Annotated in this window: 25 protein-coding genes, 1 tRNA gene and 1 pseudogene; 24 read left to right on the forward strand and 3 right to left on the reverse strand. The window is 65.5% G+C overall.

Features of this window, described 5'->3' with window-relative positions; all coding sequences use genetic code 11:
* Positions 1 to 138: 138 nt before the first annotated feature.
* From trpD to PHA81_RS07755, 7 genes are all read left to right on the forward strand, one after another.
* A complete protein-coding gene (gene trpD / locus PHA81_RS07725; protein WP_005045368.1) occupies positions 139 to 1,161 on the forward strand; it encodes an anthranilate phosphoribosyltransferase in 1,023 nt (340 codons plus the stop codon).
* On the forward strand, positions 1,158 to 1,799 hold the full coding sequence (locus tag PHA81_RS07730; RefSeq protein WP_005045370.1) for a phosphoribosylanthranilate isomerase: 642 nt from the start codon (positions 1,158 to 1,160) through the stop codon (positions 1,797 to 1,799). The genes trpD and PHA81_RS07730 overlap by 4 nt, the downstream gene beginning before the upstream one ends.
* A complete protein-coding gene (gene trpE, locus PHA81_RS07735) occupies positions 1,796 to 3,412 on the forward strand; it encodes an anthranilate synthase component I (protein ID WP_005045372.1) in 1,617 nt (538 codons plus the stop codon). Before PHA81_RS07730 ends, trpE begins: the two co-directional genes overlap by 4 nt.
* A 68-nt stretch (positions 3,413 to 3,480) precedes the next feature.
* A complete protein-coding gene (trpG, locus tag PHA81_RS07740; protein WP_241430417.1) occupies positions 3,481 to 4,071 on the forward strand; it encodes an anthranilate synthase component II in 591 nt (196 codons plus the stop codon).
* A 347-nt stretch (positions 4,072 to 4,418) separates the two neighbouring features.
* Entirely contained in the window at positions 4,419 to 7,550 is a 3,132-nt protein-coding gene (locus tag PHA81_RS07745; RefSeq protein WP_005045375.1) for an adenosylcobalamin-dependent ribonucleoside-diphosphate reductase, read from the forward strand.
* Positions 7,551 to 7,585: 35 nt separating this feature from the next.
* On the forward strand, positions 7,586 to 7,975 hold the full coding sequence (locus tag PHA81_RS07750) for a hypothetical protein (protein ID WP_005045376.1): 390 nt from the start codon (positions 7,586 to 7,588) through the stop codon (positions 7,973 to 7,975).
* Complete coding sequence (locus PHA81_RS07755) at positions 7,962 to 8,462, forward strand: hypothetical protein (RefSeq protein WP_152424523.1); 501 nt, start codon at positions 7,962 to 7,964, stop codon at positions 8,460 to 8,462. Before PHA81_RS07750 ends, PHA81_RS07755 begins: the two co-directional genes overlap by 14 nt.
* A gap of 21 nt (positions 8,463 to 8,483) precedes the next feature.
* On the opposite strand, the gene PHA81_RS07760 is transcribed toward PHA81_RS07755, so the two are convergent.
* Positions 8,484 to 10,151 carry a molybdopterin-dependent oxidoreductase gene (locus PHA81_RS07760; protein WP_005045377.1) on the reverse strand — a complete coding sequence of 556 codons (1,668 nt, stop codon included), beginning with the start codon at positions 10,149 to 10,151 and terminating at the stop codon, positions 8,484 to 8,486.
* 234 nt (positions 10,152 to 10,385) lie between these two features.
* On the opposite strand from PHA81_RS07760, the pseudogene PHA81_RS20925 reads away from it, so the two are divergent.
* Positions 10,386 to 10,490, forward strand: a pseudogene (locus PHA81_RS20925) (HVO_2523 family zinc finger protein); the annotation flags it as partial.
* On the opposite strand, the gene PHA81_RS07770 reads toward PHA81_RS20925, so the two are convergent.
* Positions 10,463 to 11,143, reverse strand: coding sequence for a VTT domain-containing protein (locus tag PHA81_RS07770; protein ID WP_005045380.1), 681 nt, complete (start codon positions 11,141 to 11,143; stop codon positions 10,463 to 10,465). The pseudogene PHA81_RS20925 and the gene PHA81_RS07770 overlap by 28 nt on opposite strands.
* 117 nt (positions 11,144 to 11,260) lie before the next feature.
* Here PHA81_RS07770 and PHA81_RS07775 point away from each other — a divergent pair, with 117 nt between their 5' ends.
* Positions 11,261 to 11,620: a DUF5830 family protein gene (locus PHA81_RS07775; RefSeq protein ID WP_273836184.1), complete on the forward strand. Its 360-nt coding sequence runs from the start codon at positions 11,261 to 11,263 to the stop codon at positions 11,618 to 11,620.
* Positions 11,621 to 11,692: 72 nt separating this feature from the next.
* On the opposite strand, the gene PHA81_RS07780 is transcribed toward PHA81_RS07775, so the two are convergent.
* The gene (locus tag PHA81_RS07780) at positions 11,693 to 12,901 is read right to left on the reverse strand and encodes a hypothetical protein (RefSeq protein WP_005045382.1); all 1,209 of its coding nucleotides are present in this window, start codon (positions 12,899 to 12,901) and stop codon (positions 11,693 to 11,695) included.
* Positions 12,902 to 12,983: 82 nt separating this feature from the next.
* Here PHA81_RS07780 and PHA81_RS07785 point away from each other — a divergent pair.
* The 15 genes from PHA81_RS07785 (at position 12,984) to PHA81_RS07855 (ending at position 18,283) form a co-directional block, all read left to right on the forward strand.
* A tRNA-Met gene (locus tag PHA81_RS07785) sits at positions 12,984 to 13,110 on the forward strand.
* 65 nt (positions 13,111 to 13,175) lie between these two features.
* Positions 13,176 to 13,325 carry a hypothetical protein gene (locus tag PHA81_RS07790; RefSeq protein WP_273836186.1) on the forward strand — a complete coding sequence of 50 codons (150 nt, stop codon included), beginning with the start codon at positions 13,176 to 13,178 and terminating at the stop codon, positions 13,323 to 13,325.
* A complete protein-coding gene (locus PHA81_RS07795; RefSeq protein ID WP_273836187.1) occupies positions 13,322 to 13,834 on the forward strand; it encodes a hypothetical protein in 513 nt (170 codons plus the stop codon). The genes PHA81_RS07790 and PHA81_RS07795 overlap by 4 nt, the downstream gene beginning before the upstream one ends.
* Positions 13,831 to 14,079 carry a hypothetical protein gene (locus PHA81_RS07800; RefSeq protein WP_273836188.1) on the forward strand — a complete coding sequence of 83 codons (249 nt, stop codon included), beginning with the start codon at positions 13,831 to 13,833 and terminating at the stop codon, positions 14,077 to 14,079. The genes PHA81_RS07795 and PHA81_RS07800 overlap by 4 nt, the downstream gene beginning before the upstream one ends.
* Entirely contained in the window at positions 14,072 to 14,410 is a 339-nt protein-coding gene (locus PHA81_RS07805; protein ID WP_273836190.1) for a hypothetical protein, read from the forward strand. The genes PHA81_RS07800 and PHA81_RS07805 overlap by 8 nt, the downstream gene beginning before the upstream one ends.
* Positions 14,407 to 15,024 carry a hypothetical protein gene (locus PHA81_RS07810; RefSeq protein WP_273836191.1) on the forward strand — a complete coding sequence of 206 codons (618 nt, stop codon included), beginning with the start codon at positions 14,407 to 14,409 and terminating at the stop codon, positions 15,022 to 15,024. Before PHA81_RS07805 ends, PHA81_RS07810 begins: the two co-directional genes overlap by 4 nt.
* A gap of 250 nt (positions 15,025 to 15,274) precedes the next feature.
* Positions 15,275 to 16,288 (forward strand): hypothetical protein, encoded by a 1,014-nt coding sequence (locus PHA81_RS07815; RefSeq protein ID WP_273836193.1) that lies wholly within the window; start codon positions 15,275 to 15,277, stop codon positions 16,286 to 16,288.
* Between the two features lie 4 nt (positions 16,289 to 16,292).
* On the forward strand, positions 16,293 to 16,508 hold the full coding sequence (locus tag PHA81_RS07820; RefSeq protein ID WP_273836195.1) for a hypothetical protein: 216 nt from the start codon (positions 16,293 to 16,295) through the stop codon (positions 16,506 to 16,508).
* Positions 16,505 to 16,768 (forward strand): hypothetical protein, encoded by a 264-nt coding sequence (locus tag PHA81_RS07825; protein WP_273836197.1) that lies wholly within the window; start codon positions 16,505 to 16,507, stop codon positions 16,766 to 16,768. The genes PHA81_RS07820 and PHA81_RS07825 overlap by 4 nt, the downstream gene beginning before the upstream one ends.
* Positions 16,765 to 16,953 carry a hypothetical protein gene (locus PHA81_RS07830; RefSeq protein ID WP_273836199.1) on the forward strand — a complete coding sequence of 63 codons (189 nt, stop codon included), beginning with the start codon at positions 16,765 to 16,767 and terminating at the stop codon, positions 16,951 to 16,953. The genes PHA81_RS07825 and PHA81_RS07830 overlap by 4 nt, the downstream gene beginning before the upstream one ends.
* A gap of 95 nt (positions 16,954 to 17,048) precedes the next feature.
* Positions 17,049 to 17,261, forward strand: coding sequence for a hypothetical protein (locus tag PHA81_RS07835; RefSeq protein WP_273836200.1), 213 nt, complete (start codon positions 17,049 to 17,051; stop codon positions 17,259 to 17,261).
* Positions 17,258 to 17,653 (forward strand): hypothetical protein, encoded by a 396-nt coding sequence (locus PHA81_RS07840; protein ID WP_273836202.1) that lies wholly within the window; start codon positions 17,258 to 17,260, stop codon positions 17,651 to 17,653. Before PHA81_RS07835 ends, PHA81_RS07840 begins: the two co-directional genes overlap by 4 nt.
* On the forward strand, positions 17,650 to 17,802 hold the full coding sequence (locus PHA81_RS07845) for a hypothetical protein (RefSeq protein WP_273836204.1): 153 nt from the start codon (positions 17,650 to 17,652) through the stop codon (positions 17,800 to 17,802). The genes PHA81_RS07840 and PHA81_RS07845 overlap by 4 nt, the downstream gene beginning before the upstream one ends.
* On the forward strand, positions 17,795 to 18,025 hold the full coding sequence (locus PHA81_RS07850) for a hypothetical protein (RefSeq protein WP_273836207.1): 231 nt from the start codon (positions 17,795 to 17,797) through the stop codon (positions 18,023 to 18,025). The genes PHA81_RS07845 and PHA81_RS07850 overlap by 8 nt, the downstream gene beginning before the upstream one ends.
* Positions 18,026 to 18,046: 21 nt before the next feature.
* Positions 18,047 to 18,283, forward strand: a complete 237-nt coding sequence (locus PHA81_RS07855) for a hypothetical protein (protein ID WP_273836209.1) — start codon at positions 18,047 to 18,049, stop codon at positions 18,281 to 18,283.
* Positions 18,284 to 18,507: the final 224 nt, after the last annotated feature.

The raw sequence follows: 18,507 nt of genomic DNA on the forward strand, positions 1-18,507 counted from the left end.
GACATGGCATACGGATGCAATTGAACGTTTCGAAACGAGCGCCTGCCGGCGGTCGCCTGTCCGGCTTGCAGCCGGTACGGTTAAGTGGATGTACGATCTTGTCCATTACAACGCGGAACCGTACATCGACGATCCACAATGCAAGAGTACATCGAGCGCGCGACCGATGGCGAGGATCTCTCGTTCGCGGACGCGCGTGCGGCGAGCACGGCGGTGTTCGACGGGGCGAGCGACGCACAGATCGGGGGGTTGCTCACGGCGCTGCGGACGAAAGGCGAGACGGAAGCCGAGATCGCGGGCTTCGCAGCGGGGATGCGCGGTGCCGCCCGTACCATCGATCCCGACTGCCGGCCCGTGGTCGACACCTGCGGGACGGGCGGTGACGCCCACGACACGATCAACGTCTCGACCACGAGCGCGGTCGTCGCTGCGGGCGCGGGCGTGAACGTCGCGAAACACGGCAACTACTCGGTATCGTCGTCGTCGGGCAGCGCCGATGTCTTCGACGAGCTCGGCGTGACGATCGACGCCGAACCACCCGAGGTCGAGCGTTCGATCGAGGAGCGGGGAATCGGGTTCATGCTCGCGCCGGTGTTCCATCCAGCGATGAAGGCGGTTATCGGCCCGCGCCGGGAGCTCGGCATACGGACGCTCTTCAACGTGCTCGGGCCGCTCACGAACCCGGCGGGCGCGGACGCCCAGGTCGTCGGTGTCTACGACCCCGACCTCGTCCCGGTGCTCGCCCGTGCGCTCGCACAGCTCAATGTCGAACGCGCGCTCGTGGTCCACGGTGGTGGGATGGACGAGATCTGCGTCCACGACGAGACGGCCGTCGCCGAGGTTCGGGGTGAGGAAATCGAGGAATACCACCTCTCGCCGGACGATCTCGGCCTCGCGACTCACGAACTCGGCGCGGTCGCCGGCGGCACACCGGTCGAAAACGCTCGCGACCTCGAAGGGATCGTCACCGGTGAGGTCGAGGGCGCGAAACGCGATATCGTGCTCGCGAACGCCGGCGCGGCGATCTACGTCGCGGGCGCTGCCGACTCGCTCACGGACGGCGTCGAGCGCGCTCGTGAGGCCATCGATGCGGGGCACGCGGCCGAAAAGCTCGCTGCGCTCCGGACCACCGACGAGGCGATCGCGGGCGAGACCGCATGACCCGCACGAAGATCTGCGGGCTGACCCGCGAGGACGACCTCGATGCCGCCGTCGCGGCCGGCGCTGACATGGTGGGATTCGTCTGTGGCGTGCCGATCGAGACGCCGCGCGAACTCGCACCCGACCGCGCCGCCACGCTCGGCGAGCGCGTTCCGGAAGGGGTCACAAGCGTTCTCGTCACGATGCCTGAAACACCCGAAGCGGGAGCCGCCCTCGCCGAGCGAGTCGACCCGGACGCGATCCAGGTTCATGACTACTCGCCCGACGAGGTGGCGGCCCTCGCCGATCGTACCGACGCTCGGGTGCTGGCTGGTGTCGACGCAGCCGACGACGATCTCGAACAGTATGCGAACCCCGCCGACGCGCTCGTGCTCGACTCGACCGACGAGCAGGGGGCCGGTGGAACGGGCGAAACCCATGACTGGGAGCGTGCCCGTGCGGTCGTCGCCGACCTCGACGTTCCGGTGTTGCTCGCCGGCGGTCTCACACCCGAGAACGTCGCCGAGGCGGTCCGGACGGTCGAGCCCTTCGGCGTGGACGTTTCGAGCGGCACGGAACGTGCCGGCGGCGTGAAAGACCACGCGGCGATTCAGCAGTTCGTCGAACGGGCGACAGCACCGCGAACGGTGACGACATGAGCGGTAAATCATTCCTCGACCGCGACGAGTTCGTCGCTCTCGCCGAGGACGCCGACCGACCGGCGGTCGTTCGGACGACGGTCGATCTCGATGTCGATGTCGAGCCGCTGGCGGCGTACGCGGCGCTCGCCGACGCATCGGACGCGGCGCACACCTTTCTCCTCGAAAGCGGCGAGAAGCTCGCATCGAGCGATCCGGATGGTGCGTTCGCACCTGCGAGCGAGGAGCGCCACGCGCGCTACTCGTTCGTCGGCTACGACCCGGCGGCCGCCGTCACGCTCGATCCCGACGGAACCGACGTCGACGTGTTCGATCCGCGGTACGCGGGCCTCGTCGATCCCGGCGAGGGCGACGTGCTCGACCGACTCCGGGGCGCGTTACCGGACGTCGAGCGCGTGAACTTCCCCACGACCGACCGCCAGCAGCTCGACGGCGGGCTCGTGGGATTTCTGGCCTACGACGCGGTGTACGACCTCCATCTCGACGAGGTGGGCGTCGAGCGGCCCGATTCGCGAGTACCCGACGCGCAGTTCGTGCTGACCACGAAGACCCTCGCGTTCGATCACGCCGCCGATACGGTGTCGCTGGTGTGTACGCCGCTCGTCCGGCCAGGCGACGATGCGGGCGCGATCCACAACGCCCTCGTGCGCGAAGCCGAGCGGGTCCGCGAGGCCCTCGCCGATGCGACGGCTGACCCCGGTGGGTTCGTCCGCGAGGACGCAACTGCGGGGTCGCGCGAGGCGTACGAGGCGGCGGTGGAGCGCGGGAAGGAGCACGTCCTCGACGGCGACAGCTACCAGGTGGTGCTCTCGCGCGCTCGCGAACTCGTCGGCGAGATCGACCCACGCGGACTGTACGCCGCGCTCCGTGACATCAATCCCTCGCCGTACATGTATCTCCTCGAATACGGCGACCGATCGGTGGTGGGGGCGAGTCCCGAAACGCTGGTCTCGGTGCGAGGCGAGGAAGTCGTCTCGAACCCACTCGCCGGCACCTGTCCCCGGGGAGCCAGCCCGGTCGAGGATCGCCGGCTCGCCGGCGAACTGCTCGCCGACGAGAAGGAACGCGCCGAGCATACGATGCTGGTCGATCTCGCGCGCAACGACGTTCGCCGAGTGAGCGAACCAGGCTCGGTGCGCGTCGGGGAGTTCATGACTGTCCTCAAATACTCCCACGTGCAGCATATCGAGTCCACCGTCACGGGCCGGCTCGCCGCGGACGCCGATGCGTTCGACGCGACGCGCGCGGCGTTCCCGATGGGGACGCTCTCGGGCGCGCCGAAGATCAGGGCGATGGAGATCATCGACGCCCTCGAAACCAGTCCCCGAGGCCTCTACGGCGGCGGCGTCGGCTACTTCTCGTGGGACGGCGACGCCGACGTCGCGATCGTGATCCGGACGGCGCTGATCGATCACGCACTGGACGAACGCGGAGGCGACGAGGAAACCACGACGGACCGCATCACCGTGCGGGCCGGTGCGGGCATCGTCGCCGACTCCGATCCCGCGAGCGAGTACGAGGAGACTGAGCGCAAGATGGACGGCGTGATCGCCGCGCTCGATCGGATCGAGCAGCCCGCGGACGCGACGCCACCCCCGGAGGTGAGCCGGTGAGCGAGTCCCTCGACCGCCACCGTGAGACGGGCCGTCCGACTGGCGCCGACACCGATCGGCCGCGCGTACTGTTCGTCGACAACTTCGATTCGTTCACCTATAATCTCGTGGAGTACGTGAGCGAGTACGCCGAAACCGAAGTCGTCCGGAACACTGCCTCGCTCGCGGACGTCCGCGCCGCCGACCCGGACGCGATCGTGATCAGTCCCGGGCCTGGCCACCCCGCAAACGACCGCGACGTGGGCGTCACGCTCGACGTGCTCCGCGAGGTGAGCCCGGAGATCCCCACTCTGGGGGTCTGTCTCGGGCTCGAAGCCGCGGTGTACGCCTACGGCGGGGCGGTCGGACGCGCGCCCGAACCCGTCCACGGCAAGGCGTTCGCGGTCGAGCACGACGGCCGGGGCGTCTTCGCGGAGCTGGACCAGGGCTTTCGCGCCGGCCGGTATCACTCCCTCGTCGCGACCGAGATCCCCGACTGCTTCGCCGTGACCGCGCGCACGGACGACGACCTCGTGATGGGAGTGCGCCACCGCGAGCATCCGATCGAGTGCGTCCAGTTCCATCCCGAGAGCGTTCTGACTGGTGTCGGCCACGACGTGATCCGGAACTTCCTCGACGGGATCGAGGCTGGCGTCGAGTACGCAGTCGTCGACGATTGAACGCGCGCGGACGGTTCCAGACGAAAACCCCCTCTAGCTTCGCGTGGATGTCCGCGTCCCCTCCCGTGATTCGATCGCAATGACAACTACTTTCACTCCGGTCTACCTACCGTTATATGACTTCGAAGCGCACGTCAATACCGTAACTCGGCGTGTCTCGTCAGACTCGCACGAACAGCCATCACGCCAGCGATCCGACCCGAAACGACGTCGACCGAAGACCGATGCCGAAGCGTTGATGACCCTTGCTTCGGTAGGAGATCGCCGCTACAAATGACTGGTACACCCCCCTCTCACGATCCGCGTATCGCCTGTCGAACGACCGTTCCCGACCGGGAGGCAGCCGCGTGAGTCGCGCGGGCTCGGCCGACGAGGTCACGCTGCCGGTGAAGCGCACCGACGGTGACACTCTGGAGGAACGACTGACCGCGAACGCCTACGACAACATCCTGCCCGCGCGCTATCTTCGAAAGGATTCCGACGGCGAACTCGTCGAGACCCAAGAAGACCTCTTCGTGCGCGTGGCGCGGAACGTCGCGCTGGCGGAGGCGGTGTTCGAAGCCGGGCGTCGGGACACCGACATTACTGTGACGCCCGAGCAGCTGAAACCTGACCACCCACGGCGGGACGATCTCGCGAGCGAGGTGTTCGGGAAGGGAACCACCGCTGACGACGACGCCGAAACCACCCTCTCGGCGTACAACGTCAACAAGTTCGCCTACGAGACCGTGGTGCCCGATCTCCCCGAGGAGATCCGCGAGCACGTCGCGGAGACCGCCGATGCGTTCCAGGCCTCGATGGAGGATCTCTCCTTCATGCCGAACTCGCCCACGCTGATGAACGCTGGCGACGAGCTCCAGCAGCTGTCCGCGTGTTTCGTCGACTCGCCGGGCGACGACATCGACGACATCCACCAGACCGCGAAGGAAGCTGCCGAGGTCTTCCAATCGGGCGGCGGGATGGGCTATGCGTTCTGGAAGCTCCGTCCCTATGGGGACGCAGTGGGGTCGACGGGCGGAATCGCCTCGGGGCCGATCACGTTCATGCGCACCTACGACCAGATGTGCGAGACGATCGCCCAGGGCGGCGCACGCCGCGGGGCCCAGATGGGCGTGATGCGCGTCTCCCACCCCGACGTCATCCAGTTCATCCACGCCAAGAACAAGGACGTCTCGCTCGCGCACTCGCTGCGACTGAACGACCCCGACGACTTCACGCACACCCAGTTCGTCGACGCCTTAGAGGAGGCTCGGGAACTCATCGACGACGAGGGCAAAGTCCCGAAGCACCTCCGGAACGCCGTCGAGGGCCATCTCTCGAACTTCAACATCTCGGTGGGCGTGACCGACGACTTCATGGACGCGCTCGAAGAGGGCGGCGAGTTCACGTTCACCAATCCACGCACCGAAGAGCCCCACATCGCCACCGCCGAGACCAAGGAGCTCTACGACTGCTACGGGCTCGGCGAGCACGTCGAGGTCGGTGAGGAGCTCTCGATCCCCGCGGCCGACCTCTGGGAGCACATCGTCGACGGAGCCTACCAGAACGGCGAGCCCGGCGTGATCTACCTCGAACGCGTGAACAAGGAACACTCCTTCGACGTCGAGGAGCATCCCGACCACGAGATCCTCGCAACGAACCCCTGTGGCGAACAGCCGTTGGAGGAGTACGAGGCCTGTAATCTCGGACACATCAACCTCTCGACGCTCGCCGCGAGCGATGCGCCGGACTGGCGGGTCTGGTCCGACGAACACGCCGACGAGTACGCGTCTCAGGAGGCGGCGATCGAGGCCTACCTGGAGGGGGCCATCGACACCGAGGCGTTCGACCATCGGATCGAACTCGGCACGCGGTTCCTCGAAAACGTCGTCACGATGAGCGACTTCCCGGTCGAGAAGATCGAGCAGAAGGTCCGCGAGATGCGCAAGATCGGGCTCGGGATCATGGGGCTCGCACAGCTCTACATCCAGTTGGGCGTGCGCTACGGCTCCGAAGAGGGCAACGAGATCGCACGCCAGCTCATGCGCCGGATCAACCACGGCTCGAAGCACGCCTCCCACGAGCTCGCCGAACAGCGCGGGAGCTTCGAGGACTGGGACGACTCGAAGTACGCCGACCCCACCGCGTACCGAGAGTGGTTCGAGGCTCAGACCGGCGAGTCGGCCGACGACTGGGAAGAGGGGTTCCCGATCCGGAACCACAACACGACGACCATCGCCCCGACCGGCACGACCTCGATGGTCGGCAACACCACCGGCGGCTGCGAGCCCATCTACAACGTCGCCTACTACAAGAACGTCTCCGACGACGTCCAGGGCGACGAGATGCTGGTGGAGTTCGACGACTACTTCCTCCGGGTGCTGGAGGCCAACGATATCGACGTCGACGCGGTGAAGGCGGAGGCTCAAGAACAGATGAGTAGTAACGAGTTCGACGGCGTCGAGGGGCTCGACACCGTGCCCGACGCAATCGGCGAGCTGTTCGTCGTGACCTCGGACCTCTCGGGCATCGAGCACGCGGGTGTGCAGGTGGCGTGCCAGGCGGGCGTCGATTCGGCGATCTCGAAGACCTGTAACTTCCCGAACTCCGCGAGCAAGGCGGACATGGACGAGGTGTACCGCTACATCTACGACAACGGCGGCAAGGGCGTCACGGTCTACCGCGACGGTACGCGCTCGAAGCAGGTCCTCACGACGCGGGCGGACAACGCCGAGTTCGCCGACGAGGGCGAAGCTGCCGAGGCTCTCGTCGAGCAGATCGAAGAGGTGTTCGGTGGGATCGAGGGCTTCCTCGACAGTGAGGATGTCCGCGCGGCGCTCGATACCGATCTCGCATCGGTGGTCGACACCGAGCCGGTCTACGCCGCGAAGCAGCCCCGGCCCGATGTGCTCCACGGCGTGACCCAGCGCGTCGACACCGGCTACGGCAAGCTCTACGTCAACATCAACGAGGACGAACATGGAAGAGCGTTCGAGCTGTTCGCCAACATCGGTCACTCGGGTGGGTTCACGAACTCCTTCACCGAGGCGCTCGCGAAGGTCATCTCGACCGCGCTCCGGTCGGGCGTCGATCCCGACGAGATCGTCGACGAACTCGACGGCACCCGGAGCCCGAAGGTCGCGTGGGACAAGGGCGAGCAGATCCAGTCGATTCCGGACGCCATCGGCACCGCGATGCGGCGGTATCTCGATGGAGAGATCGAGAAGACCTACCCCCAGCAGCGCAACTTGGACGAGATCGCGAGCGAGGATGCCGAGAGCGGAACGGCCGGAGACACGGCGACCGAACCCGACGGTGGCACGCGGGCCGACGCGTCCGGTGGGCCGGGAGCCGACGCCGGCACCGATCGATCGACGGGTGACGTCCAGGCGATGATCGACAGCGGCGAGAGTCCCGAGTGCCCCTCGTGTGGATCGCTGTCGCTCTACTACTCCGAAGGCTGCAAGACCTGCGAGTCCTGCGGCTGGTCGGAGTGTTGAGCTGACAACGGAGGTCATAATCTCCTACCCCAACCATGGCTGACGAGATAGCGTCTGAAAAGACAGGCCAGTCGTCTGTGGACGAGGATCTTGCGAGCCACAGCTCTAGGCTTCAGAAAGCACGTTTAGCAGCACACCAGCAGTTCTACGCCTTCGTCTTCCAGATATTGCTGTTCATAACTATGGTATTTGTTCCAATAGCGACGCTATTGTTTATCGGATTGATCGATACATTCGTTCCATCCATTCCTGTTGTCGCTTTTTCCCCGCTCAGTATACAAATGGGTGGGGAGGGTATTCGTGTGACTAAATTCGTCATGGCTTCCGCGGTAGTACGAGTTGGCGAAAGACTATGGGTACTGAATTCGAAGGGGTGGCCAGAAGCAGCGTCCTTTGGAGATACAGAGACCCATGACCAGAACTGATATCTCGTGGCCGGAGATGGGGATTAATCCTGCCGGAGGCGATAGTACGGGCGACGAGCCAGTTGAGGAATGGGTTGAGGACCCTTTCCGAAGAAAAGTGCTATATGTGTTTCATTTCATAGCGGAGAATAGCCATATTGCCACTACTGCACTTTTCACTGCCGTTGTAGTAGGAATATCAGACTACGTTGGACTTATGTCCTCCGCAGCGAGCAACGCTACATTCTCGCTTGTGCTGGTTAGTAGCGTGTTCGTAGTAACCGTTGATGCTGTCATCGCACACTTCTATCAGTCGGTCATAAATGCAATCTCATTCAGACTTAGCTACGGGGTATTGCTAGTAGCGGCCTACCTCTACGGTTACGTAGAGAAGACAAGCATATCTCGTTCGAGGATATCTATAGTTCTCTCCTCAAGTGTAGTCGAACATATTCCAGCTATCGGCTTGAGGAAGAAACTAGACCGAACCCTACGCCCTCGTTTTTAGCTTTTCCCTGTCGGCTTAGCTTTATCCCTCAATTGTCTTCGAGACCCAGCCCATCGAGCCGCTCGGGAACCGTCCGGTTTCTTTCTTCGGCTGGAGCGTGCCAGTACCGTCGACCGCGCGGACGACGACCTCGTGTTGCTCGCCGGGCGCGTCGTAGTCGTACCGCCACTGTCGCCAGACGTCGCCACCGAGGTTCGGTGTCAGAACCGGGGAGAGCTCCGCGTCGTTCCACGAGTTCCCGCCGTCGGTCGAGACCTCGACGCGCTCGATCCCCTGAACGCCGGCGTTCGCGTGGCCGGCGACCGTGATTTTTCCATCCGCACGGTTGGTTGCGTGGAGCTTCGCGACCGTGTGCACTGGGCCAGTACCCTTCCAGCCCTTCTTCTCCCAGAACCCTTTGGCCGGGCGATCGAGGATTTCGAGTTCGTCGATCCACTTGACGTTGATCTCGCCCCAGTGGCCGGGGATCAGCGCGCGCACGGGATAGCCGTGGGCGCGCGGGAGCACCTCGCCGTCCATGCCGTACGCGAGGAATCCAGTCCGAAGCGCCTCGACCGGGAACTCCTCGTAGTAGCCGTCGACCGAGCGGGCCATCACGAACTTCCCCTGGAGGTCCACGCCGTCGAGCACGCGCTCCATCGGGACGCCGGTCCAGAGCGCGTTGTCCATCTTCTTGCCGTTGCGTGGATCGCTGACACACCGCAGCGTCATGAACCGGTTTTCGGCCCCCATCGACGTGATCTCGTCGTAGTCGAACGTCTGCTCGCTATCGACCGCGCCCGTGACCGAGAGCGTCCAGCTGTCCTTGTTCACGTCCGGGTTGGGGTTCGCGGTGTCGACCTGATAGAAGTCGTCGCCGCTGATGAGGCCTTCGAGCCCTTCGATCGCGAACGACGCCGCCTCGGCGTCGGCGAGGAGGTCGTCGGTCGATCTCTCTTGTGCGTCAGCACTGCTGTTGCCCCCCTCCGCAGTGCCCGATCCGCCACCGTCAGCGCCGCCGTTCGTGTCGTTGCCGGCTGCGCCGCCCCCGCCGATCGCGCCGCCCGTTCCGTTCGCATTGCTTGAGCCGTTGGTGACGCTCGAAAGTGACGTCTCCTGTGCCGATGCCCCGGCTTCGCGTCCGCCGAGCACGTAGGCGATGACGCCGACACCGAGTGCGCTCGCGAGACTTCCGAGCATCGTCCGCCGGCCGCGCGAGATCCCCGATTCGGCGGTCCCGTCACCGGCCGTGGCGAGCGTGGCGGTGGCGACGCCGACGACGACCGCGCTTCCGACGCCGGCCCCGAGCGAGGGGATCGGTGCGCCCGTCAGCACCGCGGTCGCGAGCCACGCACCGAGCCCCGCGAGACTCACTGCGGCGGCCGCGCTATCGAGTCGGTAGCCGGTCGCGAGCGCCGCGAGGGTGATACTGCCGAGCAGCCCCGCACCGAGCGTGAGCGCGAGCAGTAGGTTGGCCTGCTGGCCGAGATGTTCGATCCCGAACACCTGACCGACGTCGGTGAGCGTGACGATCGCGAACTGGAGCACCGCGCTCGGCATCACCTGCGTGAGAAACGAGGTGATCGGCGAGGCGAGGAAGGCGGGCGTGAACCCCGCGAGCGCGTACGACCCCGCGACGCCCGCGATCCCCGCGAGCGCCGCCGTGACGAGTGCCGCGCCGACCGACTCATCGAGGATAGTTCTGGCCATACTCGAGAACGGGAGTCCACCGGAATGAACGTTGTCCGGACTCCCACCCAAATCTCTCGAAACTCTCTCGAAGGTCCGCCCGGCGGAAGGTTCAACCCCGCGCCGGCGGTCGGACGAGACATGGCCGGCGCGAACGAGCGACGGGAGGGAAGCGACCCGAACGAGGCCGATGGAAAAAGCGCTGCAAACCGGAGCGATGTCGCGGGGTCGGCAAGCGCCACGGCCGACGGATCGGGGCGGCCCTGTCCGGTCTGCGGGGCGGCGATGGACCGCCGCCACTGCAAGTACGTCTGCCCGAACCACGGCGTGGTCTACGACTGCTCGGACACGTTCTGGTGAGGCCGTCGGCGGTCGCGGAGCAGCTCGTATGCTGGTCCGGCGAGCACGAGGAGTGCAATCACACCCGCCGCGACCGCGAGTTCGACGCTCGCGCCGGACAATCCTGCGGTCGTGAGGCGGTCGAGCGACCGCCCCGCGAGCACCGCGGCGATCGTCCACGGGATCTCACCGAGGAAGGTCCCAAAAAGGTACGATCGGAGGCCGACCCCGGAGAACCCCGCACCGGCCGACACTGGATCGGCGGGCAGCGGTGCGAGCCGGGCGGCGGCCACCCCGCGAGTGCCACCCGTCCGTTCGAAAAACCGCTCGCCGGCCCCGCCGAGCCGACCGAGGACGCCGCTTTCGGTGTCACCACTGGCGTAGCGGCCGAGCAGGTATGGAGGAAGACACGTGAGACACACGCCGGCGAGCGCGAACGGAAGGCCGACGAGCCCGTAGCCGTAACCGACGACCGCCGAACAGAGACTCAGCGGCCACGCGAGAAGCGGCCGAACGAGATACAACGCCGCCACGACCGCCGCGAACACGGCCGGCTGGGATCGAAGCGCGGCGAGCCGTGCGAGCACTCGATCCGGAGACAGCGTGAGTGCGGCGAGCGCCACCGCCGCGGCGACGATCGCGACCCCGACCAGCCGTCGACGAGCGCGCTGCACGCACGATCACGGGCGCGGGATCGGCAAACTCGTTCCGGTTCGAACCGCCAAGAGTTCCAGCGGATGTGGACGGACCGATCGCACAATACTTACCACGTCACCCGATCGAGTGAGGACGTGAGCGACGCCGATCCGGTCAAACTCGGGGTGGAGCTCCTCGCGACGCTCGACGACGCTTCGCTCGATCTCGCGACCGCGATCGACCGGCTCGAAACCGTGACTGACGATCCTCACACGACCCGCGAAATCCTCGATACGGCCGAGCTCCGCGGCGTGATCGACCGCGAGGACGGTCTCGTGCGGGTGCTGTCCGGCGAGTTCGTCCGCTTTGGGCGCGACGTCGTCACCCGAGAAGGCGAGTTCACCTGCCGGCGATGCGGGGCCTCCATCTCGACGGGCTACTTCCTCCGTCTCGATGCCGGCGACCACGGTCCGTTCGGGTCGTCGTGTATCGAAAAAGTCGTCGGCCGTCGCTGAACCCCTCACAGCGATCGCTTCGTCCGATTCCCGTCGGACAGCCACTGGACTCCCGTCGGCCGCGACGCCGAATCAGCGATCGTCGTCGAGTCGATCAGCGAGCCGTTCGAGCGTTGCCTGCTGGCGTTCGAGCAGCTCGGTCTGTCGATCGACCGCTTCGCGAAGCGCATCGATCTCGTCGACGACCTCGGCAGCGGCGCTCGAACCCGCGTCCTGCCGAGCGGCGTCCGACGTGGTGGGATCCGTGGTCCGAGCAGTTTCGGTGTCCTCGATCGCAATCGTGGGTTCGGCCGACGTCGGTCCGGCACTCGGTTGGGTGTCCGCGGACTGCCCGCCCGTTCCGGACGGCTGAGCATCGTCGCCCGACGATCGAGTGTCGCCGTCGGAGGGCTGACCGGCGGTGTCGGTCGGCTGGCCGGCGGTATCGGTTGACTGACCAGCGGTGTCGGTCGGCTGGTCGGCAGCGTGGGGTCGGGATGGCGATTGCTCCGCGTTCGCGCCGGTCTCGGCCTCTCGAACATCGGTCTCGGGCGATCCCGTTCGAGTCTGATCGGGAGCGTTCGGGGTCGGTGGCTGCTGATCGGCCGTCCCAGGGGGTGTCGTCTGCTGGTCGGTCGTTTCTCCGTCGTCGTCCGACGGGGTTTGCGGGCGGAACTGGTCGGTGTTCTGTGAGCCGATCTCCTCGACGGTGTCGACGTCGTGGTACGCGAGCAGCGCGTCCTCGACGGTTTGGTAGGCCTCTCGATCGCCATCGCCGGACAGGTCGAGCCGCCGCCGCTGTCCGCCGATCGCGATCAGTAGTGTGCCCGCCTCGAACTTCACGTCGGTGACGTCCCCGAAGGCGTAACTCTCGTAGTCGCGGTCCCAGACCGCCTCGCCGACCGAGGTGAGCAGCCGTCGGTCGGTGACCACCAGCGTGCGCTCGCCGAACCGATAGCTCTCGGCGATCGACTCGTCGTCGTCGATCAGCCCGGTGGAGCGGAGTACGCCCGCGATCACCGGCGGAAGGACGGTCTCGATCCGGTCGCTCGGGATCGCAAAGCCCCGTACCCCGTCGTCGTACTCGAAGGCAAAGGAGGCCTCGCGGCGGCTGGCCGAGATGTCGAACCGGATGGCGTCGTGGGGGTACTCCTCGACGGACTCGCTGCTGAACAGCCCCGCGGAGTGATAGACCAACGTCTGCGACGGCGTGACGTACACTCGGTCGTCGTTCCCGATGCTCACGCTGGTCAGCCGCGACTCGTCGGCGAGGCGCTCGCTGACGATCCCGGGAACGTCCATGTGCCGTCTGTGCCACCGGCCGACATAAGACTGCCGGACCAGATGGGAAGGTTAATGACTCCGAGTCGAATATCAACGGACAGCCCGGGTGGCTTAGCTGGACATAGCGCCGCACTCATAGGGTTTCGAGACGGGCGTGATTCCCTTCGAGGCCGCCGCCTCGAACCTGGGACATGCGGAGATCGTGGGTTCGGAGCCCACCCCGGGCATTACTTCAAAGCTGTTCATGCCCACAAATAAATAGCGGTGCGTCCGGGCAGAGGGGTGTGGCCTGATGCCCGTTCGCAAATGCGAACGGTGCCACCGTCTCTTCGAGCGCGTTCCCGACGGCGGGACGTGTACGACCACGACGAACGGCGTCGATCCTTGCTTCCGGAACGGGATCCGGTATCTCGACCGCGGTAACGGGGGGGGATCGGAGTGACACCCGACCGCCGCGACGAGAACGGTGCGCTCGGCGCGAACGCCGAGCTCGCGGCCTGCGAGCGCTACCCCTTAGAGCGCGTCCCAGACGATCATCACGACGAGTGGTGGCTCGACGCGCGCGTTACGGAACAAATCGATGTCGGCGACGGGTTCGGCACCGTCGAGGCCGGCACGCCCGTCGAGATCAAAAGCGCTGCATGGCGCATCTCCAACGGAGGGCCGCGCCGCGGGCGCTGGCTACTCCGCGAGCGCGCTCATGATCAACTACGCGAGGTAAGTGGTGAGTACGCGCTCCTAGTCGCGGACCCCGACGACACCGAGATCGCGGCGTGTGCACTCCGGCCTGCATGGTGGGTCGAGGACCTGGTGACGACGTGGTCGCCGGCGTCGGCGCAGCGATCGGGCCGCCACGTCGCCCAGATCCCGTGGAGCCGTGTGTTCGAGGAAAGTGACGAGAAAGGTATAGCGAGTATCAGTGTAACTAATAAAGGGGGTGCGACGTCGTGAGCCAGCGCCAGCCCCGCCGGCCAGAGAAGAGTGCTCGCGACCAGGATGACGAGAACGTCACCGAACGCGAGATCGATCGGGACGCGCTCACGAACCGTGGTACGATCACCTGCGGCGATCCCGACCGGCGGGAGCTGTACGAACAGGTCGGCCGCGAGGACGCGGTCGAGTTCATCGGCGACGCCGCCGAGGCAGGACGACAGGCCGAACGCGACGACGACTGGGAGAGTGATCTCCATGAGTGATACCGAGACCAGCACCAGCGACGTCGACGACGAACCGACGGTCGAGAGTCTCGCGGCACGGGTTCACGATCTCGAAGAGACAGTCCACGGCGTTGGTTGGGGCGGGCTGACTGGCGACGAGAACGCTGAGCAGCGGACGCGGATCAAGACTACCAAACAGGTCATCGAACTCGCCGAGTCGCACAACGACGACGGCGCACCGCTCCAGGACGTCTACTCGATCACCAGCATCCTCGGGATCGAGTTCGACGACGCGAAAGAAGAGGTCGAGAAGCTCCGTCGGCAGGGCGAGATCTACGAGCCGGCCGACGAGGTGGTGAGGGTAACATGAGTCAGTCGCCGCCGGACGAACTCACTCGTGACGAGCTCGAACGCGAGGTCGGCGGACTGCGCGAACAGGTCCAAGACATGCAGACCGACATCGCGTTTCTAAAGAAGGCAGTCACGACCCTCACCGACGCCGACCTCGGTGACGACATGGGCGTGATGGCGCTGTCCGACGCCGCCGAGGAAACCCGGACTGAGATCGACGACCTCCGGATCGCCGTCGAGAGTCACGGCGACACGCTGGCCTCGATCGCCGACGTCGGCGAGGACAAATCCAGCGAGGGTGAGAAGGTCGCCGCGATCGTCGCCTACGCCGATCAGTCACGCGGCCAGTCGACGAAGGTGGTCGTCACACCGAAGGAGATCGCCGGCACGACCGGCTGTTCGAAACGCTACGCCTACGACCTCGTCGACAAGATCGGCGGCCTTGACGAGGGCGGCGGCTACGACGATGGTCAGCATCCGTGGGCGGCGGTGCGGGAAGCCGAGACTGTCACCACGGGGAAGGGCGACCGGGAGAAACCGAAGGGGCTCAAGATCGACTTCGACCGAGTTCAACGCGACCCGGGGGCTTTGAACCAGTTCAACAACGGATCAGGGGGGAACGGGTCCGAATGATCCTCCACACAGGAGGAGGGATCCCACCTCCTCTGACCTGAGAGAAAGTTCGGTTGCAGTGCAGTGTGTATGTATGTGTTGCGTAGCTGAGGGTAAAACAGCTACAACACCGCTACAACACCTCTGCAACCGCTTTCCGTCTGGTTCAATCGGGGCGATCCCGTTGTTGAACCAGTTCAAAACACAGGATCGTGATACGAACGTCTGGAATAAACGATAATCGCAACACAGCACTCCAATGCCACACTCGATGCGGATCAAAAGCGAATCGAACAGCGAAAACGAATACGAGGTCACGGTCGACGGCGGTATCGAAGCGGGCTCCGGTATCGGCGGTCGCGATCGCGTCACCAACAGCGGACGTACAGCTGTCGGTCGAGTCGTCAGCGGCGTCGACGAGTGGCGCTACTGGGGACAGAAGACGCGCATCCGGGCGGACAATCCCAAGGACCTGCTGATCTCAATCAACAACAAGAGCTGGGAACGGGCGTCGGCCTTCGGAGGGAAGGCATTCGACGGATCCAGTTCGAGCGGGAGCTCGGGCGGTGGAGGTGGCGGCAACTCCGGCGGCGGAAGCAGTGGATCCAGCGGCGGCCAGTCCGGACCCTCGATCGCTGCGCGCAAGCGGAAAGCCGCGGGCGACGCGGACTCGCAGTACATCGACCCCTCGGACGTCCAGGTCATCCGGACGAGCGAGGACTACCGCGAAGCGTTCGACACGATCTCGAAGGACTACGGAGCGGTCCACGCGTTCGCGGTCGCGGACGGGACCTACTCGCCGGGCACGATCCAGGCGGCCTTCTCGCAGAACCGCGGCGCTGCCCGGATCGTCTTCTGCGGGAACTACGAGAATCCCTCGCAGGTGAAGGTGACCGCGAACCACAACATCATCCACACCGGGAAGGACGAACACCTCCGGTTCCAGGGGATGACGTGGTCGCGTTCGCAGCAGGTCGGCCCCGCGATGTACCGGAATATGCGCTTCCCCGATGGGTTCGGCGGGAAGCCGGTCGGCGCGCGGATTCAGGACAGCTACGTCCGCAACATCGCGCTCTACGGTAGCGGGGCGTTACACATCGACTGGGGGGTCCGCCTCGAGACGACGCGAGATGCCTACATCCACCGCGCCAACACCGCCGACGTCTTCGTTCACGGCGGGACGAACTTCGCGAGCGGCGGGAAGCCAGTGACGAGCGATCGCGACGTCCGCCCCGACGATCTCGGTAGTGGGCTGAACCGCGTTCGGTTCGCCAACGAGGTGTGAGCCGATGGGCACCAACGGACTACTCCGCGAGCGGGTCAAGGTCGGTCAGGGCTTCGCCCGCGAGCAACGACGGCGCGGCGTCGAAGGTCCGGGCTGTGCTGATTGCGGGATGCGGGCACCCGCCCGAGAGATGATCGGGACGGCCGCCGAGCGCCTACGTCTGTGCCCGGAGTGTCGGATGCACCGAGAGATAGCCGAGCGCAAGCGAGGTCGATCATGAGTACCGGCACCGCCGACACCGACGACGTCAACGTCGACACCGAACCCGACGAGTTCGTCGTCGAGGTCAACCGCATCCTCGCGGAGATCGACTGCCTGCCGTACCGGATCCGCCGGACGGGCGACGAGACGGTCACGGTGCTCATCGGCAAGGGCGAGGGCCGGGTCCGCGGGACGTTCGATCGAGAGGGCTACGAGACCCGCGACTCGGACGTGCCGGTGCGAGAGGGATACGCGGCGCTGATCGAGGTGAGTCGATGAGCGTTTTCGACGATTATTACTCGATCTGTGACCTTCAGGGGTGCGACGAGAAAATCGACACGAGCGACGATAGCTATCAGGTAGTCCGCCCGGTCGACACGTCGATACTCTCGTGTGACACGTTTTGCTCGGCCAACTGCGCGAAAATCAGCCTCAGGCGAGAGGAGCGTGGTGACCGTGACTGACACCTGCGAGGAGCACGGGTGCACGCGTCCACGCGTGGGGGGCGAGCAGCGCTGCGGGCCCTGCGGGGTGGCGCGATCGCGCCGGGAGTCCGGCGATGTCTGAGCATGAGCTTCGGAAAACGGGGACTGCTGACTACGTTCAGACGATGTCGTATAGCGAAGAGCACGGCTGCGTGTTCGAGAGCGGCCCGCTGAACCTGGTAGAAAACGTCGCTGGCCCCGAGGTCAAGTGTTCGTGCGGCGAGACGTTCGAGGGGTTCCAGGGCGCTCGTCGCCACATCGAGGAAGAGCGAGGCATCCGGGCATGAGCACCGACGAACCCCCGACCGCCGCGCCACCGGACGGCCCGACACCGATCCCCCCACCACTGATTACGATCCACGCGATCGAGCGGTTCAACCGCCGGGTCGCACTGCGCGATACAGAGTGGCTCGGCCTCGATCTCTACGCCGCGTTCCGCGACGCCGTTCCGGTCGGCGTTCCCGAGGCGGACGATCGCGGGATGCTCCACGCTCCGAGCGGCGCGGTATTCATCTACAAGCGCCAACCACGAACGGGCCAGACGCCGGTGGTCGTCACCACCATCCACGAGCGCATGGCCGACCTGAACGACAGTCACCTCAACATCTGCGAGGCGTGCAGCCACCGGATCGACCCCCAGCGCGAGCGCTGTCCGTGGTGCGCCCGGGAGGCCCGATGACTCAGGCCCGCGTTCGCTGTGCCTGCGGCGCGCGGCGCTACGTGCCGGGTCGCGACGACGCCGAGGACTGGGCGGGCTCGCACAAAGAAGAGTGCGCGCACCGACCGACCACACCGCCGAAGTTCGAGATCAATGTCAGTGATGACTGAGACCGACGACCCGCCCGCACTGAGCGAGTGTTCGCCGGCCGCTCGGAGAGTGTACGACGCCCTCGACCGCGCCGACGGCGCACTCTCGAAGCACGCTCTCGCGGAGGAAACCCGCCACGCCGAGCGGACGATCCGAGGAGCGCTCGCCGAGCTGCGCGAGCACGATCTCGTCGCCGGGTGGGGCTACCCGCGGCGGTATCAACTGGCCGATAACACGAAGTAGTACCGCGGCCATCTGTTCTTCATGCCCGACCAAGACCTCGTCGACGACGTCGTTCGGAAGGTCTACTATCAGACCGATAGCATCGGGCCGATCGGACGGGAGTACATCCGAGGCCCACTCGTCCGATCGAGCCACGAACGCGCGAATGTAGAGGACGCGATCGAGGCGGCGATCGATGCTGTCCGGATCGTTGAAACTGAGAACGGCCTGCGCATGGCCGACGGCGAACCGCGGCCGAGGTTTTCTGGCGAACTGTAATCCTTCACGCCCACCCTTTCACTTCGATCAAGGGGTGTGCGCCACACCATTCTCAGGGCCTTACGTGATCCACTAACCTGCCATCGGACTAAATAATTGCAAACGTGATCGGTGGGATGTATTCCAAGAAACAGACATTAACAATCCCGCTCTTGTGTAGCGTAGCGGAACCGAGTCACGGAGATTACGGCATCCCGCCGACAGCAGTCGTACATGACCAATGA

This window comes from Halococcus sp. PRR34 (assembly GCF_028617175.1).
Taxonomy (GTDB): domain Archaea; phylum Halobacteriota; class Halobacteria; order Halobacteriales; family Halococcaceae; genus Halococcus; species Halococcus salifodinae.

What these genes read in the sequence shown, in the direction of transcription:
- trpD (WP_005045368.1), top strand. Translation starts at nt 139, where the DNA reads ATGCAAGAGTACATCGAGCGCGCGACCGATGGCGAGGATCTCTCGTTC.
- PHA81_RS07730 (WP_005045370.1), top strand. Translation starts at nt 1,158, where the DNA reads ATGACCCGCACGAAGATCTGCGGGCTGACCCGCGAGGACGACCTCGAT.
- trpE (WP_005045372.1), top strand. Translation starts at nt 1,796, where the DNA reads ATGAGCGGTAAATCATTCCTCGACCGCGACGAGTTCGTCGCTCTCGCC.
- PHA81_RS07750 (WP_005045376.1), top strand. Translation starts at nt 7,586, where the DNA reads ATGGCTGACGAGATAGCGTCTGAAAAGACAGGCCAGTCGTCTGTGGAC.
- PHA81_RS07755 (WP_152424523.1), top strand. Translation starts at nt 7,962, where the DNA reads ATGACCAGAACTGATATCTCGTGGCCGGAGATGGGGATTAATCCTGCC.
- PHA81_RS07760 (WP_005045377.1), bottom strand. Translation starts at nt 10,151, where the DNA reads ATGGCCAGAACTATCCTCGATGAGTCGGTCGGCGCGGCACTCGTCACG.
- PHA81_RS07780 (WP_005045382.1), bottom strand. Translation starts at nt 12,901, where the DNA reads ATGGACGTTCCCGGGATCGTCAGCGAGCGCCTCGCCGACGAGTCGCGG.
- PHA81_RS07790 (WP_273836186.1), top strand. Translation starts at nt 13,176, where the DNA reads ATGCCCGTTCGCAAATGCGAACGGTGCCACCGTCTCTTCGAGCGCGTT.
- PHA81_RS07805 (WP_273836190.1), top strand. Translation starts at nt 14,072, where the DNA reads ATGAGTGATACCGAGACCAGCACCAGCGACGTCGACGACGAACCGACG.
- PHA81_RS07810 (WP_273836191.1), top strand. Translation starts at nt 14,407, where the DNA reads ATGAGTCAGTCGCCGCCGGACGAACTCACTCGTGACGAGCTCGAACGC.
- PHA81_RS07815 (WP_273836193.1), top strand. Translation starts at nt 15,275, where the DNA reads ATGCGGATCAAAAGCGAATCGAACAGCGAAAACGAATACGAGGTCACG.
- PHA81_RS07820 (WP_273836195.1), top strand. Translation starts at nt 16,293, where the DNA reads ATGGGCACCAACGGACTACTCCGCGAGCGGGTCAAGGTCGGTCAGGGC.
- PHA81_RS07825 (WP_273836197.1), top strand. Translation starts at nt 16,505, where the DNA reads ATGAGTACCGGCACCGCCGACACCGACGACGTCAACGTCGACACCGAA.
- PHA81_RS07830 (WP_273836199.1), top strand. Translation starts at nt 16,765, where the DNA reads ATGAGCGTTTTCGACGATTATTACTCGATCTGTGACCTTCAGGGGTGC.
- PHA81_RS07835 (WP_273836200.1), top strand. Translation starts at nt 17,049, where the DNA reads ATGTCTGAGCATGAGCTTCGGAAAACGGGGACTGCTGACTACGTTCAG.
- PHA81_RS07840 (WP_273836202.1), top strand. Translation starts at nt 17,258, where the DNA reads ATGAGCACCGACGAACCCCCGACCGCCGCGCCACCGGACGGCCCGACA.
- PHA81_RS07845 (WP_273836204.1), top strand. Translation starts at nt 17,650, where the DNA reads ATGACTCAGGCCCGCGTTCGCTGTGCCTGCGGCGCGCGGCGCTACGTG.
- PHA81_RS07850 (WP_273836207.1), top strand. Translation starts at nt 17,795, where the DNA reads ATGACTGAGACCGACGACCCGCCCGCACTGAGCGAGTGTTCGCCGGCC.
- PHA81_RS07855 (WP_273836209.1), top strand. Translation starts at nt 18,047, where the DNA reads ATGCCCGACCAAGACCTCGTCGACGACGTCGTTCGGAAGGTCTACTAT.